A 16413-nucleotide genomic window follows, 5' to 3' on the forward strand; every position below is an offset into this window, starting at 1 on the left:
ATTACTTTTTCACCCAGTCTTTGATGTTATCCACCGTTATCCAATAGGCGCCACGATGCGGAGCAGGCCTGAAATCACCGATTTCTACGTCGTTTTTGATATAAAAGGTATGATGAAACGCGACCATAGGAATGAATGGGCTATCCCCCAATGAATTTGCCCCATATTTTCCATCCCATTGTGCTTTTTTCCATAATTCCATAGCTTCCTTCTGGTTGGTTGTTTGAATTGCTTTTCTCAAATATTCATCGACCTGTTCATTTTTGTAGCTTGGAGAATTTGTTGTGCCCTTTGTAATTCGATCTGAACTGAAATTGGTATAGATTTCAAACGGGCTGTCCGCTCCTTTGCCGAAGAGATAAGCTTCCTTGTAGAGCAGCTTTTGATTGCTGATTTCATCCCAAACTTTGGCTTCCAGATTTATTTTAATGCCGATTTTCTTGGCGCTTTCCTGTGCCCCCAAAACAACCGCCTGCCTCTCGACTTCACCCGGAGTATACAGCAGAGTAAACTCCGCCTTCTTACCGTTTTTCTCGACAATACCGTCCTGATCTGTATCGGCCCATCCGCCCTCCTTAAGAATTCTCTTGGCCGCATCTACATCGGCATTCTTGAGATTATTCGCCTCATTGTCCCATGGCATCCCCGGATTATGGGAGTAAACGGGGCGTGCTCCACCATTTAATGCATTTGCCGCAATACCCGCCCGATCCATTCCATAGGATAACGCTCTTCTAATCGCTGGGTCGGAGGTCACATCATTGCCAATCGGTATTCCATCCATCACATAGGCACCTCTTTTTACAGTAGGTAGGCTAATTGATACAATATCCATCGTTTCGATACTTCGTTGGCTATATCCAGGGATGGGTTTGCCGATATAATCCATACTTACACGTGCCAGGTCAATTTCCCCTCTTTTGGCTCCCGCAAAGCTCGCATCCATATCCAAATACAAAAATGTCACCTTTTTAATATTCGGCTTTTTTCCGTAGTAAGATGGATTGGCTTCGATAATCAGCTTTTGTCCTTTTTGCCATTCAACAAACTTATAGGGTCCGGAGCCTATTGGATGCTGTCCATAACTGTCGTTATAGACGTGCTTAGGAATTATTGCAATCCGCGTTAATGTGTACTCGAAATTAGAATCCGGATTCTTTAATTGGAAGGTTACCGTATAGTCGTCTTCCGCTATTACCTTCTCTATGTTCGAGAGATCTATGTATGAGGTGGTTTCTCTAACCTTTTCAAACGTAAATACCACATCGCCTGCCGTAAACTTCTTACCATCGGAATATAGGACATCCTGCCGTAGATTGAGCGTTAGTTTTTTTCCGTCAGCACTTATAGTTCTTTTAGTAGCCAAGTCGTTGACAATGTTCATATCTTTATCAAACATAACCAGCTTGCTTTGAAACAAGGCCTCACCCATTCCCGGCCAGTCGAAAGCAGGATCAAAGCCTTTAGCCGGCTCCCCTTTGATTGACACCACGATCTCGTCGGAAGAACCAGCCTTTGTTGCCTCTTCCCTTATTGGGGCTGTTACATTTGTGCAACCAGCGGAAAGAACCGCAAGCGCCAGAACTGCTGTTAAACCTAATTTTCTTTTCATCTCTTTCCTCCTGTTATAAAATAGTACCGTTGCAGCGACTGAGGCTGCCAACCATGTAGTCCATGATTGGGATACAGGTAAACGATAAAGATCTTGTTTAAATAGTAATTTTTACTATTTAATTTGTCAACAATTACTTTTTAAATTCACCAAGGGAGATTTATTATTATCATTAAATCCGCGGTTTTAAAATAATATTAGAAACAAAGATATTGGAGTTAAACCAATGTTGTCGAAGGCAACTGCTTAACTTGAAAGAAAAACCGTAAGTTGTTAGACGACCCATCATTCAAAAATTAAGGTGTCTTTCCCTTTGTAAATAGGGGAAAAGACACCTTTTTAAAACACAATTACATAAAAAGGGGAGCTGAAAATGAGATATGAGCTGATTCATTTATTGTCTCATCTGGAAGACGAACAAATCATGGCGTCCATTATCCAAAGCTTAAATACCGAAGACTTCGAAACATTCGTTTGCTACCTTGATTATACGAAGCCTGATGTACGGGAGCGTTGGTTGGAGATGTGTAACAAAATTCTTCGCTTGGAGTAAGTCACGACCTCGACTTCTCATACGAAATATTTAGCAATGAGTAAAGCGATGATCCTTAATCCATTCAGAGGCAATCAAATATACATGGTCTTTCATAAATGGACTAAATGTTGGGTCATTCATTATCTCTAGCTGCTTCGGAATCGTATCTACCAGCATAACAGCATTGGTTTCAAATCCATCCGGTAACTCCCTGAGAATACGAACCTTTGATATATATATATTTTTCACAAATACAAGACGGGTCTTTTCATAGATTAAATATTGGCCAATCCTTTCAATCGAATCGAGTTCTCCTCCAGTCTCTTCATACATTTCCCTGATAGCAGCTTGTATAATAGACTCGCCTTCTTCCCTCTTCCCTCCAGGTAATTCCCAACCGCGAGAATGATGGCGAACAAGAACCAATTTACCTCGGTAGAAGGGGAAAGTCAGCACACAATTAGCTTCTTCAACTAGAGATTCCTTTGATAGGATTATATTTTGATCGGGCAAGGCACCTGGAAACTCATAATTCATTATTACCACCAACTTGCTTTTCGTTATTTATATGTTCGTTCCCATTCTGCTCATTACGATAAGTCAACACTCTGGATTTCGTTCTCATCTCATCATATTCACCCTCTGCGGTTGAGTCCCAAATAACCCCTCCACCTACACCGTAGACCGCCAGCTGCGTATGCGTATCCACAAGAACTGTGCGAATTGCTACGTTAAACGTGATGCCTTCACCTGGTACAGCAAGCCCAATAGCACCGCAATAGATGTGACGTGGCTCCTTTTCCAAGGATGAGATGATTTTCATAGTAGATATTTTCGGGGCGCCGGTTATAGATCCGCATGGGAACATAGCCTGGAATACATCGAATAAGCTGCTCCCAGCTTTTGTATTCGCTTCTACGGTTGAGGTCATTTGGAACAGGGTAGGGTATTCCTCGATTTCAAACAGCTTCGGAACCTTTATAGTGCCTGTCTTAGCAATTCGGCCTAAATCATTTCGAAGGAGATCTACGATCATCACATTTTCTGTCCGGTTCTTCTCGGATTCGAACAAAGCCTTTCTGCTCTCCGATTTGGGAACAGTACCTTTCATAGGCTTTGTACGAATGACATCCCTATCCCAATGAAAGAAAAGCTCGGGTGAAACAGACAGGATCCGATAACGCCCTACATTTAAATAGGCGGAATAATTAGTTTGCTGGACATCTCGCAAATCTTCGTAATAGGCAAAATCATCTCCAGTAAATTTAGCATGCAGTCGCGTCGAATAGTTGACTTGATATGTCTCTCCTCGAGCAATCGCCTCATGAATCGTTTCAATGTTGTTTTCATATTCCACACGACTAGTGCTTTCACACCAATCTGATACGAAATACAACCCCTTCTCATTTATATCTTCTTCTATTGGTTTTTCGTAGACACCAAACCACACTAAAGGAAATTCTGCAGCAGACTCACAAACACTGAGATTTCTCTCGAAAGCGGGCGCGCATTCATAAGAAACATAACCAGCCACATAGAACTGCCCATCGATAGCTTCCTGTACCTTCTCGAATATCCCCTTAACGTTTTCCAATTTGTGAGTTTGCCAAACCTGCAGAGGTTTCTCAAATTTCAATCTCTTCTGATTAAAATCAATGATAATGTTGGATTCGTGTTTCACACGCTTCACTCCACTCTTATTCAATTGGTCTTATAAACCTTTATAGGAGTCTGTTTTGTGCAAAATCCAAGGTTGATACCAAAGGGTACGATTTCCTCAATCCAGTTCACAGCTGAAGAAAAATCTTTGAAATAGTCCATGTATACATACCTCCCAGAAATAAAAAAAGCATTTGATCCAGAGATCAAATACTTTGCCCAGGCGTACGGCCATATATTATGTGCTCCCTCGTGGTTCACCACGTTTACGCCAGTTACACATATTAAATTTATCCGAATCGGATTATTTTATTTAAAGGTCTCGCTTTGCTTCCAGGAAAACGTGTTAGAGATTTAGTAGCTTAAGCCCGGATAAAGCGGAAATTGTGCTGTTAAATCTTTTACCATGCCTCTTACTTTTTCATGTACGGCTTCGTCCGATGGATTTTTTAATGTCAAAGCGACGATTTTCGCAATGCTTCTCATAGCTTCCTCATCCATTCCACGGGCGGTAGCAGCCGCTGTACCAATACGAACTCCGCTTGTAATCATCGGTTTAGCAGGGTCAAAAGGAATTGCATTTTTGTTCACCGTTACCCCTACTTCATCCAACAAGTGTTCGGCATCTTTACCGCTGATCTGGAGGCTGCGAAGGTCAATCAGCATCAGATGGTTATCTGTGCCTCCAGATACAAGATCGACGCCTTCAGCCAGCAGTGCTTCAGACAAGACTTTTGCGTTATTAACAACGTTTTGAGCATATGTTTTAAAGGACGGTTGAAGCGCCTCGCCAAAAGCAACAGCTTTAGCAGCAATGATATGCATTAAAGGCCCGCCTTGAGTACCAGGAAATACTGCTTTATCTATCGCAGCTGCCCATGGCTTACGGCAAAGGATCATACCGCCGCGAGGACCGCGAAGCGTTTTATGAGTAGTTGTTGTTACAAAATGCGCATGTGGAACTGGATTCGGGTGCAAGCCTGCTGCAACAAGCCCAGCGATATGAGCCATGTCTACAAAGAACAATGCGCCTACATCATTGGCGATAGCAGCCAAAGCTTCAAAATCGATGATGCGCGGATATGCACTGGCACCAGCCACGATCATACGAGGCTTATGCTTGAAAGCCAGTTTGCGAACCTCGTTATAATCAATATGCGAATCGCTTTCTCTTACGCCATAGGGAACAAAGTTGTACAAAATTCCAGAAGCATTAACAGGGCTGCCATGAGTCAAGTGACCGCCATGCGCCAGGTTCATGCCTAGAACCGTATCTCCAGCTTGCAGCGCTGCAAGATATACTGCCATGTTGGCTTGTGCGCCCGAATGGGGCTGTACGTTAGCATGCTCAGCACCAAACAATTCTTTTGCACGGTCACGCGCGATGTCCTCTACGATATCTACGTACTCGCAACCACCATAGTAACGTTTACTTGGGTAGCCTTCTGCATATTTATTGGTTAGAACCGTTCCCATCGCTTGTAGCACAGCTTCGCTAACGAAGTTCTCAGAAGCGATCAATTCGATTTTGTCGCGTTGACGGCCAATCTCCAGATTCATAGCCTCAACAATTTTGGGATCTTGTTTTCGTAATTGCTCCACAATAACGTTCTCCTTAGAATAGGTTGGTTAGTTTTGGGTCTATATTAAAGCAGCATGCTTTGAACGAGCAATTTTTGTCGCTTCCACCATATTGCGTAAAGAAGCAGCTGTCTCTTCGAGTCCGCGTGTTTTTAGTCCGCAATCCGGATTAATCCAGAAAAGCTTGGGATCCAACACACGCAAGGCGCGTTCGATCATGCTCGTCATCTCCTCCACACTCGGAACGCGTGGACTGTGTATATCGTACACGCCTAAACCGATGCCCAGCTTGTAGGTATTCAACTCGAAGCTATGAATCAATTCACCATGGCTGCGGGATGTTTCAATAGAAATAACATCGGCATCCATCGCCTCGATCGAATCAATCATGTCATGAAATTCGCAATAGCACATATGCGTATGAATTTGTGTTGTTTCCCGTACGGTGCAGGTGGCGATGCGGAAAGCCTTGACCGCCCATGCCAGATAACCGGCTTGCTCCTCTTCCTTAAGCGGCAGTCCTTCGCGAACTGCAGGCTCATCTACCTGGATCATACCAATGCCTGCCGACTCAAGTGCCTCCACTTCTTGTCTTAACGCATAGGCCAGTTGGTAGGCGATTTGCTCGCGAGGGATGTCATCGCGGACAAACGACCAGTTCATAATAGTAATCGGTCCAGTCAGCATGCCTTTGACAGGACGATTAGTGCGAGATTGGGCATACTTGGTTTCTTCGACAGTCATTTCCCCTGTAAAAGCTACATCCCCGAATATAACCGGAGGCTTCACACAACGGGAACCATACGATTGCACCCATCCGTTTTGTGTGAATGCAAAACCCGCGAGCTTCTCGCCAAAAAACTCGACCATATCGGTTCGCTCAAATTCCCCATGAACGAGAACGTCTAATCCGATTTCCTCCTGGAGCTTGATCCAGATATCGATTTGCTCCCGGATGAACGCAGCATACTGCTCATTGTTCCACTCGCCCTTGCGCCACAATTGACGTGCCTTACGAACTTCTGCAGATTGCGGGAAGCTGCCGATGGTCGTTGTAGGAAAAAGCGGCAATTCCCATTTGGATTGTTGAGCGGCATAACGCTCGGCAAAAGGACGAGAACGTTCCGGTTGCTGATTACTAAGTGAAGCGACAGCTTGCTGGATACTGCTGCGATTGCGCTCTTCCGACTGCTGAAGTGCCTGCAAGTCACGATCACATTTTTCCAGTTCCTCTATGATCCCCTCGCTGCCTGATGCTATTGCTTTCGTAATAAGCACAAGCTCATCGAGCTTTTCATCCGCATAGGCAAGTGCATTTTTCAGTTCAGATGTAAGCTTAGTCTCCCGTTCTGTAGTTACCGGAACATGAAGCAAGCTGCATGATGATTGAACAATTAGATTTTTGGCCGTCACTAGTTCAGTGAGTTCTTCAAGCAGTCCGAGTTTCTCCCGAAGGGACGCCTTCCAGATACCGCGACCATCGATCACTCCGGCACCCAAAACCTTGTCCGCAGGAAATCCGAGTTCTTTAATCAACTGTAAATTACCCGAGAGGCCATGAACGAAATCCAGTCCTATTCCTTTGACAGGCAGTGAAACCACGTCAGAATAGTGCTCTACGGATTCAAAATAGGTTTGCAGCATAATGTTCAGTGTTGGCACTGATGCCGCAAATGTTGTATAAATGATTTTTAATCTCTCAATGTCAGCATCGCTTAGCTTCGTTACGAGAATTGGCTCATCAATTTGTACCCATTGAACCCCTTCCTCTGCAAGCTCTTGAAGGATCTGTACATAAAGTGGGAGCAGTCGGCTCAACCAAGCATCTGTCTCTGATGCACTGTATCCTTTGGATAATTTTAGAAAGGTCAACGGTCCGACGATAACTGGCTTTCCTTCGATCCCGAGCTTTTCTTTAGCTTCCCGATATGCTGTAAGAGGTTTGTTCTCGGTAATGGACGGTGTTACGCCGGCTAGTTCAGGCACAATATAGTGATAATTGGTGTTAAACCACTTGGTCATTTCGCTTGCGGCAGCATCCTTCGTTCCTCTGGCGACACCGTAATAGACAGATAAGGGCACGACGCCTCCCTCAAAAGCAAAACGTTCTGGTATTATACCGAACATCGCAGCTGTATCAAGAATATGATCATAATAACTGAAATCATTGACTGGTATAAGATCGATGTCCTTCTCTTGCTGCTTGCGCAAATGATTAAGACGGATCTCCTGGAGCTGAAGTTGAAACTCCGATTCTCCAAGCTTGCCTGACCAGAACGCTTCTAACGCTTTCTTCCATTCTCTATCAGCACCTATACGTGGATAACCCAATACACTACTTACTGCCATCTATAAAAACTCCTCTACAATTTGTTATAAAGAAAGATATCATAGATCAGCCGATATAGTGTAACTGGATTAAACTATATCTAGATATAGTTATTAGCTATATCAAAGTTTTATTAGTATGCAGCCCTTTACTTGAGTAAACAAAAAAGAGCTGCCTCGTGGCAACTCCTTCACTAATGTGTAACTTGAAGGTCTTTTACTATGTGGGCTCCCAGCCTGAAGATCAGGTGACTAATCTTGATTTATACATCTATTTTGGGCGGTTGGATGAGACTTGAAGCCGTTCCTCATCAATGAATTGTAAGATAGTATCATTTACAAAAACGGGGTTTTCTCTAATCATATGAGGTCTATGGCTACAATTAGGTACTATTACATAGCTAGAGTTAGGAATAAGGTCAGTAACCCGTTTTAAATCCTCTTCAGGTGCAAACGGGTCATATTGTCCAGCTAAAAACAATGTTGGGCAGTTTATGCTGCGCAATTCTTCGTTGCTTAGTTGTGGGAACTTTCTCCAATCATATACTTTTTGCCGTAAGAACTCTTGCCAATTTCCACGATGTGCCTCCAGATGCCTTTCTTTCATCAAATTGATAAAATCATAACGACCGTTTTGTAAAAGCCATTCCGGTTCAAATTCCTCGGATCCCATAGAGGCTACAAAGCCACTTTGACCAATTGAAGTCAAGGATGCAATTCTATGAGGTTGAGCGACAGCACAATGTAGTGCAACACCTCCTCCCATACCATATCCGATGATATGTGCCTTGGGAATCTGTAGTTGATCCATAAATGCAAAAATGTCTTTAGAATGCTGCGGAGTACTCCATTCAAGGCTGTTGCTCCTCGTTCGACCATGTCCTCGGAAATCTGGAAAAAAACATGTGTACTTACTTTGGAAGTCAAGCATTTGACTTGCAAAAGCTAATATCCCTCGCGAAAACCCACTATGTAGAAATATCACAGGGTCACCAACACCGATTTGTTCATAAAACATTTCCATGTTATTACATGCTAAATGTGGCATCTGTATTAAATCCCTCCTATTTTCTTACAATTAGAGTCCCTATTGTTTCCATATTAACAAACATATGTTCTTGTTTAAATGATTTCTATTGAAGTATCCAGCCCTTTCATATTAGGAGTTGTTCGTATCGATTCCACGTTAGCCTCGTTATTTGAACTCTCGTTTCCCCTTAGAATTTAAAAAAGCCCGCTATTTGCACGGACTTTATTCGGATTAAGTTCTATCGCGCACGAATCCTATCTACCGTCGACACTTAAATGCGCTTTACCGCGAGAAGGCTTGCGATAAAATCCACTTGAAGCTCAGGGAACGCTTCGCGCACCATCTCCACGACAGTTAGCATCCCTGCCTCCTCGCTATTCTGATGCCCTGTAATAATCAGCGCTTTTTGAAGTCCCATATCCATGGCATCTCTCACATATTCGTTCGTCTCCCATTCATTCGTTTCGCCAACGATTAGGAGATCGATATTTCCGTTTTCAAAGTATTTGATATGCGAACGACCGCCTGACGCGCCCGGCATCAATCCGAAACACCTCACTGACATCTCCGGATCTCCGGCCACCAGCATGCTATCGATATTGAGCTTCTCTTTCAGATGGGTGACTATGGTGCGGACGGTATGCTGCTCATCATGGGGGACCGTAAGCAGGTTCAACCTCTCTGGATCTGCGTAAGCTTCCCATTCCAGCTTCTTGAGCATGCCTATTAGAATGCCGTCCGGCTTGTATTTATGGACATAATCATGCAGCCGGAAGATCGAAATACCTGACTCCTCGATAAGCATCCGCTTCCTTTCATATACCGGGTCCCCTGCTAGCCACTCAACTTCATCCTTGTGGTTGTAGTAAGTAGGCTCGTGTGTGATGATCAGATCGACACCCGAATCAACTGCTTGCTTGATTGCAGCATAAGTTGTCATGAACACAACAGCCACTTTCCGGACCTCTGCATTCAGGCGTCCGCTCTTCAACGTATCGACGGTCGTTTCCAAAGGGCCAACCGGTTCGATGAGGCGATTCAGCACCATCTGCACAGTAATGATCATGTGTAGGACCTCCTAATTAATGGATTATGATGTTTATGTACAGTAAGGTTTTATATTCAATAACCCTATATCAACTGATGTCTCTATATAACCAACTATCTGATCAAACGTAAAAACATTAAGTTTTTCTTTTATAACTTTCTTATCATACTCCATATCGCCTAATACATAAGGAATCAATTCTCCAACATCTTTGGATGTAACCTCTTGCAAATCAAAGATTGCAGGTAAATAATTGAGTATTTTTCTCAAATCATCTGTAAAACCATAGTATTCTAATAATTTTCCATTCAACAATCGGAAATCATTATGGTATAAATTAGCAATTTCTTTATTAGCTTCCATTCTGTTTCTCAACCAAGGAAGATAAAAACCCTTCAGCCATATATCATCAGCGATTAAATGTGTAAAATATCCCAATATATAATGACTTTCTACGTGCGAACTATATTTATCCAGAAACCCTTTATAGTCAATATGTCTAGAATAGTCTTGTACTTCACCATTAAAGAAATGTGATAACTCTTTCGGTGAAACCGCATCGGGAGCAACACCTCCAATCAAAAATGATGTTTTATCTTCAATCGACAGACACTCTGCTATTTTATTAGCAATAATCAAATGCATTATTCTTGAGCCCATAATTCCCCTCATTCTTTAATAATTTCTTTTAACGTTTCTTCAGTTGGTTTAAAATCAGGGATGACACTGAGTAAATAATGTTTTTGGCCGTCGCTGCATCCATCAAGAGAAAGCAGCTTTCCATACCATGTTCTTTCCTCCCATATCATGGATTTGCAGGAGACCTTGTAGGCTTTCTCAACCGTCATATTGTCGCGTGAGGGATCGAATTGCATCCAGATGCTATCGCTATCATCCCGATAGTCCAAGTCAATATAGATGGGGCCAGAATCTATTGAATAACGAATAATGCGTATGTTATCAGGCTCATGCATGCTAACATTTTTCTGGAAAGCTTCCAGCTTGCTGAAATTTTCTTTTTTAAATGGCAGGCTGACAATGGCATTGTTATCACTGAGTGTAATGGAGCGATCCTGTTCATTCCAGACTACGCTAAAATCCAATTCCTCCATAAGGTCACGAAGTGGCGCGTAAACGATACCACTGTCCTTAATGCTTATCGAATCCATATATTTGGGTCCATTTTTCAGCATAAGGATGTTGCTTCCCGTATAGACGGTTACCTCCTTATTTCCTTTGGCTAAACGGATTTGCTCGTGATCGTCCGGATTACTCAGCCGCTCTATCCCCATTTCCTTAAACAAGTGATCCTGAAGGGGCATTAGCGCCATGTCTTTCGGATCGATACGGACAGAACCCATTTCTTCGTAGTGATAACGCAGTTTGATGTCATTGACGGCCAACGTGGACACATTATCATACCTCTGTAGGGGTACACCCAGACGTTCGTCCAGCGGCTTCTCATCATCATTTATAGCTCCGGTGCCCGAACAGATTGAAGTTGTTCCATCCGAATTTTTGAATACAAGATACGATTTGCCAAACTCAAAAGAAATACCACACATCGAACTGATGGTACTGGAAAGAACATGCGTTACCGAAGGAACATCCCCTTTATAAACGCTCGAAACCCCAAACTCGACTTTAGCTTGATTCAACTTTTTATTGTGCCAGATCCCCACCACCTTGCCAGTAAAAATCTGCTCCGCATGCTCGATCTTTTGCTCGAAGGTTAGCGGTATACAACTGCAGGCATAGCAGGTCGCTCCTGACATTAACAGCGAAACAAGTAGCCCAACCAGCAGAGTCATTACAAATCGTCTAATGTTCAATTCCCTCACCCCACATCCTTATACTTCCAGATCATGGTAAAAGTTTCGCAGGGACATTGAAAAGTACTGCCCATTATTTAAATAGGCTGCCAAGTTTGCTGGCAGCCTAGAATATGATTACACTCTCGTGTCCCGTCCCTCCGTGACGGATAATTTAAGAAATGTAAAACCCTTCAACATCTAAATCGAATGAATGGTATTTCAACTCCCTATTTTGAATCCACATTTCCAAGGGTATAACCCACGGGCGAAATTTGATAAAATTGCGCAAATCCCTTCTATTCACAAACTGCATCTCAAGAATATCTGGATCAGGTTCTTCAACTTCGTTTTGTTCTGAATGCAAGCTGCCTGCATAATAAACTTGGAGATACTGCCCATATTTTTCTGAAGAATACTCCGTAACGAAAGCAACAGCTTCAGAAGCTATTTTTATCCCCGTTTCCTCATACAATTCTCGTTTTGCAGCTTGTAAGAAAGTTTCACCGAATTCTGTCGAACCTTTCGGCAAACTCCAGCCAGATTTATCTTTTACTAATAGAACCGCATCGTCTTTTAAAACCACGATTCCAGCTGCGAGATTATGAGCCATTTTTTCGCCTCCTTCTAGGATTATGTATATATTTTCAGCTTAATTATCCCATGGAATTTAATGGCATTTAATGGAATATAGTGACGATTTTGAGACAATTATTTCGATTAATAGGTCGGTCCCTCGGTTCTGGTCAAGAAAACAGACAAAATACTTACGTATAAAAAAACTCCACACAGTAATTCGCCTGTACGGAGCTTCAAAATCTCATACACTAAACCTTGAAATATGACTTATGACTTACTTTCTTAGCTTTGAAAGCAGTCTAAGAACTTCGATATACAACCAGACTACAGTTATAAGCAGGCCAAACGCCCCGTACCACTCCATATATTTGGGAGCCCGGTTTTGGGAACCTCGTTCTATAAAATCAAAATCCAAAATTAAATTCAGCGCGGCAATGATAACGATGAACAACGAGATTCCAATTCCAATTATCCCATTGTCATGTAGATACGGCATTCTGACTCCAAAAAAACCTAATAGCCAACTTACCAAGTAAACAACCATTATTCCCATAGTAGAGATAATGATAACCCGCTTAAATGTTTCAGTTGCCCTAATTATATGTAATTTGTAAGCCACCAATAATCCAACAAAAACTCCAAGGGTGATCATGACTGCCTGCAGCGCAATACCATGATATTTAGCTTCATAGATCGCTGATATGCTGCCTAAAGCAAGCCCTTCCAGTAATGCATAGACAGGAACCGCAACGGGCGAAATCCTGGGAACAAAAGAAATAAGTAGGCTTAATATTAATGCCCCTATTATCCCGGTGATCAAAAAAGGCTGTACGTTTTGGGATTGGAAGTAAAGATTCCAAACATAAAAGGCAGAGCCAAGTAATATGGCCAGTGAAATAAAGGCTTTATTCACTGTCCCGCCAATCGTCATGGTGTCGGCTCCAAATTCGGATGCCCGTTTGAAAGTATTTTCTTGTAAAACAGGATTACCGCTTCGGTCATAACTCAATTTTAATCACCTCATATTTGTTGTTCACTACAATTTTTAATATAACACAACTTTCATCTTATCAACGCTATTTCAGGTGGAATAATTTTCTGAAATATGCAGAAATGCCCGCCTACGTCGATGGCAACCGAGTGGCGGGCATTTCATTTATATGTTAAGGGGTATGAGTTAATAGTATACCTCTCCTATTAACCTAACGTTAAATGAAACTTAAATTCTTATTAACTTTACGTCTCTTGAACTTATCGTCCGTTGGTTACAACAGGCTTTTTTTGCTTTCCTCGTTATGCTGTTTCAGAAGCGTCTGCACTTCGATATTCGCCATCGGATAAGAAAGGCCCAGCTTCTCCATGGAGCGAAGAATAATCCGGAGCACCAAATAGTCGCGGAACCAGCGCTCATTGGCCGGGACGACATACCAAGGGCAATGCTTAGTTGCTGTATGCCGGAAGACATCTTCGTAAGCGGCAGTGTATTGGTCCCAATAGCGCCGCTCCTCTAGATCACTCGGATCGAATTTCCAGAGTTTCTCAGGGTTTTCCAGCCGTTGGCGGATTTTCTCTAGTTGAAATTCGGGGGATATATGCAGGAAAATTTTGATCAGCAGCACTCCGCTGTCCGTAAGCAGCTTCTCGAAATCTCGAATATGATTCAGGCGAACCGCCGCTTCATCGTCCTGAATCATGCCGTGCACCCGGGTAATTAATACATCCTCGTAGTAAGACCGATTAAAGGCGGCGATGTAACCTTTGGCCGGGACAACCTTGTGGGTCCGCCACAAAAAATCGTGGGAAGACTCCTCTGGGGTCGGCTTCTTAAAGCTCTCCGCTCGAAAGCCTTGTGGATTCAGGTTGGACAATACTTTCTTGATAACGCCGTCTTTTCCGCTGCAGTCCATGCCTTGAAACAAAATGAGCACGCCGTTCGTTTTGGAAGCGAACAGCTTATCCTGTAGCTCGAGAAGTTTCTTCTCCATGTGTTCAAACTCTTCATGAATCTCTTCCTTGCTCTTGAAGCCGCCTTTGTCATTCGGATCAAAGCGGCGAAGCACGATCTCTTCTTTTTTGTTCAACCGATAGGATTTCAGCATGAGAAAACCTCCAAACGCTTTTTAATGTATTATATCACTTCGATCCGGAAATTTAACCTATAATAGATTTGGCTTGCGAAGTCAACCTGTAACTTTTTACCATGAACCCGCGTTTAAATCAAGGAAAGGAGATGACGCAATAATGAGATTAAAATGGGTTATGTATACGGTCGTTTTATCACTATGCATGAGCTTCTTAGCTCCTTCAGGACACAGTCTAGCCGCGGATATAAGCGTGAGGGTTAAGCTCCCGGATTTTGCGGTGAATCTGAACGGTCATTCGGTGGAGAATCAGTACCGCGAATACCCGCTGTTAGTTTATCACGATATCACCTATTTTCCGATGACGTGGAATGATACCAGGCTGCTCGGGTTGGAGGCGAATTGGTCGCCGGAAGACGGCTTGAATATTAAGCAAAGCCGTGTGACCTCTTCGTATATTCCATACAAGTCCGAGAGTCGCAATGCGGCCGCCTACACGGCGGAGGTTCCCGCCTCGGCCGTTACGATCAACGGCAAGACGATCGACAACACTAAAGAAGAATATCCGTTGTTAAGCTTCCGGGATATCACTTATTTCCCTCTGACATGGCGCTTCGTACATGACGAATTCGGATGGGATTACCGGTGGAGCGATACCGGCGGCCTCAGCATCACGTCCCGTAACCCGCAGCTACAAACGGTCGGCCTTCCTGTATATGCCGGGGAGAACGACGTCGCCCTGTTTAAGGGGTATTATTATTTCGTCGAGACGACGAACAAGATGAACCATGTATATCGGGCTCCCGTGCAACAACCATCCGACAAGGAAGAGATTTATTCCTATAACATCGAAACCTATCAAGGGCTGCAAAAGCATTTATCCTTTCAAATCCGTGACAACACTTTGTGGTTTACCTATCACCTCGGGGGAAATATTATGGGTCACGACGAGTTCGTGAAAATTGGTGACGACGGGAAAGCGGAGCTGTTACATAAAGGGTATCTCGATTTCCGCAATACGTCTTACGGAACATTAATCGTCAAACTTGGCGCTTCGGCGTTCGAAGGCGGCAAGTTGTATTTGTCACCATCGGGTCAGGAAGAGACAAACCTCAAAAGTATAGGCGACCCGGATCTGATGTATGCCGTTACATCCAGCGGCATCTCGGTAGGAGTCGGGCGTGATGCTGCTTCCTATATCTCCGTCATCCAAGACGATGTGTACGTGCTTACCTCACGCATGAGCTACTCTGACGCAAATAAAATTTACAAAATTAATCTGAAGACGAATAAAAGCGATAAAATCGTCAACTCAAGTGTCAGCTGGTTCCGAGTTATAGATAACAAGATGTATTATGTAAAAGACGAGGATAATGCGTTATATTCGTCCGCGTTAGACGGGACGGGCGAATTGAAACAGTCCGACCATGCTGTGTCATGGTTTGACAGCATCGATGGCAACGTCTATTACACAACCAAGAAGGAGGCGAACCAATTCGAGCTATACCAAGCCGATCCGAACGGAGAAGACCCACGCGTATGGACTACGCCAGTCGCCGAAGTACAAGTGTTGAACAATCAGCTCGTCTGCCGTCTTGGTGGTAACGAAGACTACGGCATCGTAATGCTGGACGGTTCAGCCCACCGGCTGCTGAGCGTGGCCGATCCGATCTCACGCGTACTTACATCCGACGATGGGATTTTACTCCAAACCTCAAAGGGTTCCTCGATCGAACTCATTCGTTGAACGAAAATTCTAAAGATACAAAAAAGCAGCTTGACCCAACGCGGTCAGCTGCTTTCTGATTATATCAGGGCGAGAATGTACCTTACAGGTTTACTTGTGCATCGGCAAACTTGCAAGGTTCTTAAGGAATTACTGTGTTTATTCTTGGTTGGATTGGATAATTTCATCCAGCTCAGTTTCTTGTTGATTAGCTGCAGCAAGTATTTCTTGATCCTGTTCGTTATAGCCTTGAATCTCAGCTGCGGCTTGTGCTTGTTTGTTCAACTGATCCTCTGTCTGTCCAATTCCATGTGCGCCTTGATGTCCCCTGCTAGTAGCCATTCTATAATACCTCCTAATTTTTATATTGATAAAACAATGTTAGTATGTCCTGATCCTTGGAAATTAATGCTTACTGATATT

15 protein-coding genes and 1 riboswitch are annotated in these 16413 nt (G+C 43.4%); of the genes, 2 read left to right on the top strand and 13 right to left on the bottom strand.

Features of this window, described 5'->3' with window-relative positions:
• Position 1: 1 nt before the first annotated feature.
• The gene (locus NV381_RS03170; protein ID WP_258211815.1) at positions 2 to 1612 is read right to left on the bottom strand and encodes an ABC transporter substrate-binding protein; all 1611 of its coding nucleotides are present in this window, start codon (positions 1610 to 1612) and stop codon (positions 2 to 4) included.
• 373 nt (positions 1613 to 1985) lie between these two features.
• Here NV381_RS03170 and NV381_RS03175 point away from each other — a divergent pair, with 373 nt between their 5' ends.
• Entirely contained in the window at positions 1986 to 2165 is a 180-nt protein-coding gene (locus NV381_RS03175; RefSeq protein WP_258211816.1) for a hypothetical protein, read from the top strand.
• A 30-nt stretch (positions 2166 to 2195) separates the two neighbouring features.
• Here NV381_RS03175 and NV381_RS03180 read toward each other — a convergent pair whose 3' ends face one another.
• The 11 genes from NV381_RS03180 to NV381_RS03230 all read right to left on the bottom strand — a co-directional run bounded on the left by NV381_RS03180 (position 2196) and on the right by NV381_RS03230 (position 14282).
• Positions 2196 to 2684 carry an NUDIX domain-containing protein gene (locus tag NV381_RS03180; RefSeq protein ID WP_258211817.1) on the bottom strand — a complete coding sequence of 163 codons (489 nt, stop codon included), beginning with the start codon at positions 2682 to 2684 and terminating at the stop codon, positions 2196 to 2198.
• Positions 2674 to 3828, bottom strand: coding sequence for an aminodeoxychorismate synthase component I (gene pabB / locus NV381_RS03185; RefSeq protein WP_258211818.1), 1155 nt, complete (start codon positions 3826 to 3828; stop codon positions 2674 to 2676). Before pabB ends, NV381_RS03180 begins: the two co-directional genes overlap by 11 nt.
• Positions 3829 to 4016: 188 nt before the next feature.
• Positions 4017 to 4095, bottom strand: a riboswitch (ZMP/ZTP riboswitch).
• Between the two features lie 65 nt (positions 4096 to 4160).
• Positions 4161 to 5408, bottom strand: coding sequence for a serine hydroxymethyltransferase (glyA, locus tag NV381_RS03190; RefSeq protein ID WP_258211819.1), 1248 nt, complete (start codon positions 5406 to 5408; stop codon positions 4161 to 4163).
• Between the two features lie 39 nt (positions 5409 to 5447).
• Complete coding sequence (gene metE / locus NV381_RS03195) at positions 5448 to 7736, bottom strand: 5-methyltetrahydropteroyltriglutamate--homocysteine S-methyltransferase (RefSeq protein WP_258211820.1); 2289 nt, start codon at positions 7734 to 7736, stop codon at positions 5448 to 5450.
• Between the two features lie 250 nt (positions 7737 to 7986).
• Positions 7987 to 8763 carry an alpha/beta fold hydrolase gene (locus NV381_RS03200; protein WP_258211821.1) on the bottom strand — a complete coding sequence of 259 codons (777 nt, stop codon included), beginning with the start codon at positions 8761 to 8763 and terminating at the stop codon, positions 7987 to 7989.
• Between the two features lie 253 nt (positions 8764 to 9016).
• On the bottom strand, positions 9017 to 9811 hold the full coding sequence (locus tag NV381_RS03205) for a Nif3-like dinuclear metal center hexameric protein (protein WP_258211822.1): 795 nt from the start codon (positions 9809 to 9811) through the stop codon (positions 9017 to 9019).
• 33 nt (positions 9812 to 9844) lie between these two features.
• Positions 9845 to 10453, bottom strand: coding sequence for a hydrolase (locus NV381_RS03210; protein WP_258211823.1), 609 nt, complete (start codon positions 10451 to 10453; stop codon positions 9845 to 9847).
• Positions 10454 to 10461: 8 nt separating this feature from the next.
• The gene (locus NV381_RS03215) at positions 10462 to 11625 is read right to left on the bottom strand and encodes a stalk domain-containing protein (protein ID WP_258211824.1); all 1164 of its coding nucleotides are present in this window, start codon (positions 11623 to 11625) and stop codon (positions 10462 to 10464) included.
• 154 nt (positions 11626 to 11779) lie between these two features.
• Positions 11780 to 12217 carry an NUDIX hydrolase gene (locus tag NV381_RS03220; protein ID WP_258211825.1) on the bottom strand — a complete coding sequence of 146 codons (438 nt, stop codon included), beginning with the start codon at positions 12215 to 12217 and terminating at the stop codon, positions 11780 to 11782.
• Positions 12218 to 12457: 240 nt separating this feature from the next.
• The gene (locus NV381_RS03225) at positions 12458 to 13192 is read right to left on the bottom strand and encodes a Bax inhibitor-1/YccA family protein (RefSeq protein ID WP_258211826.1); all 735 of its coding nucleotides are present in this window, start codon (positions 13190 to 13192) and stop codon (positions 12458 to 12460) included.
• A gap of 256 nt (positions 13193 to 13448) precedes the next feature.
• Complete coding sequence (locus NV381_RS03230; RefSeq protein ID WP_258211827.1) at positions 13449 to 14282, bottom strand: PPK2 family polyphosphate kinase; 834 nt, start codon at positions 14280 to 14282, stop codon at positions 13449 to 13451.
• 142 nt (positions 14283 to 14424) lie between these two features.
• Between NV381_RS03230 and NV381_RS03235 the strand changes: the two genes are divergently transcribed.
• Positions 14425 to 16011 (top strand): DUF5050 domain-containing protein, encoded by a 1587-nt coding sequence (locus tag NV381_RS03235; RefSeq protein WP_258211828.1) that lies wholly within the window; start codon positions 14425 to 14427, stop codon positions 16009 to 16011.
• 138 nt (positions 16012 to 16149) lie between these two features.
• Here the strand turns inward: NV381_RS03235 and NV381_RS03240 are convergent, their stop codons facing one another.
• Entirely contained in the window at positions 16150 to 16332 is a 183-nt protein-coding gene (locus NV381_RS03240; protein ID WP_258211829.1) for a hypothetical protein, read from the bottom strand.
• Between the last annotated feature and the right edge of the window lie 81 nt (positions 16333 to 16413).

The sequence above is a fragment of the Paenibacillus radicis (ex Xue et al. 2023) genome, from assembly GCF_024722015.1.
GTDB lineage: Bacteria > Bacillota > Bacilli > Paenibacillales > NBRC-103111 > Paenibacillus_S.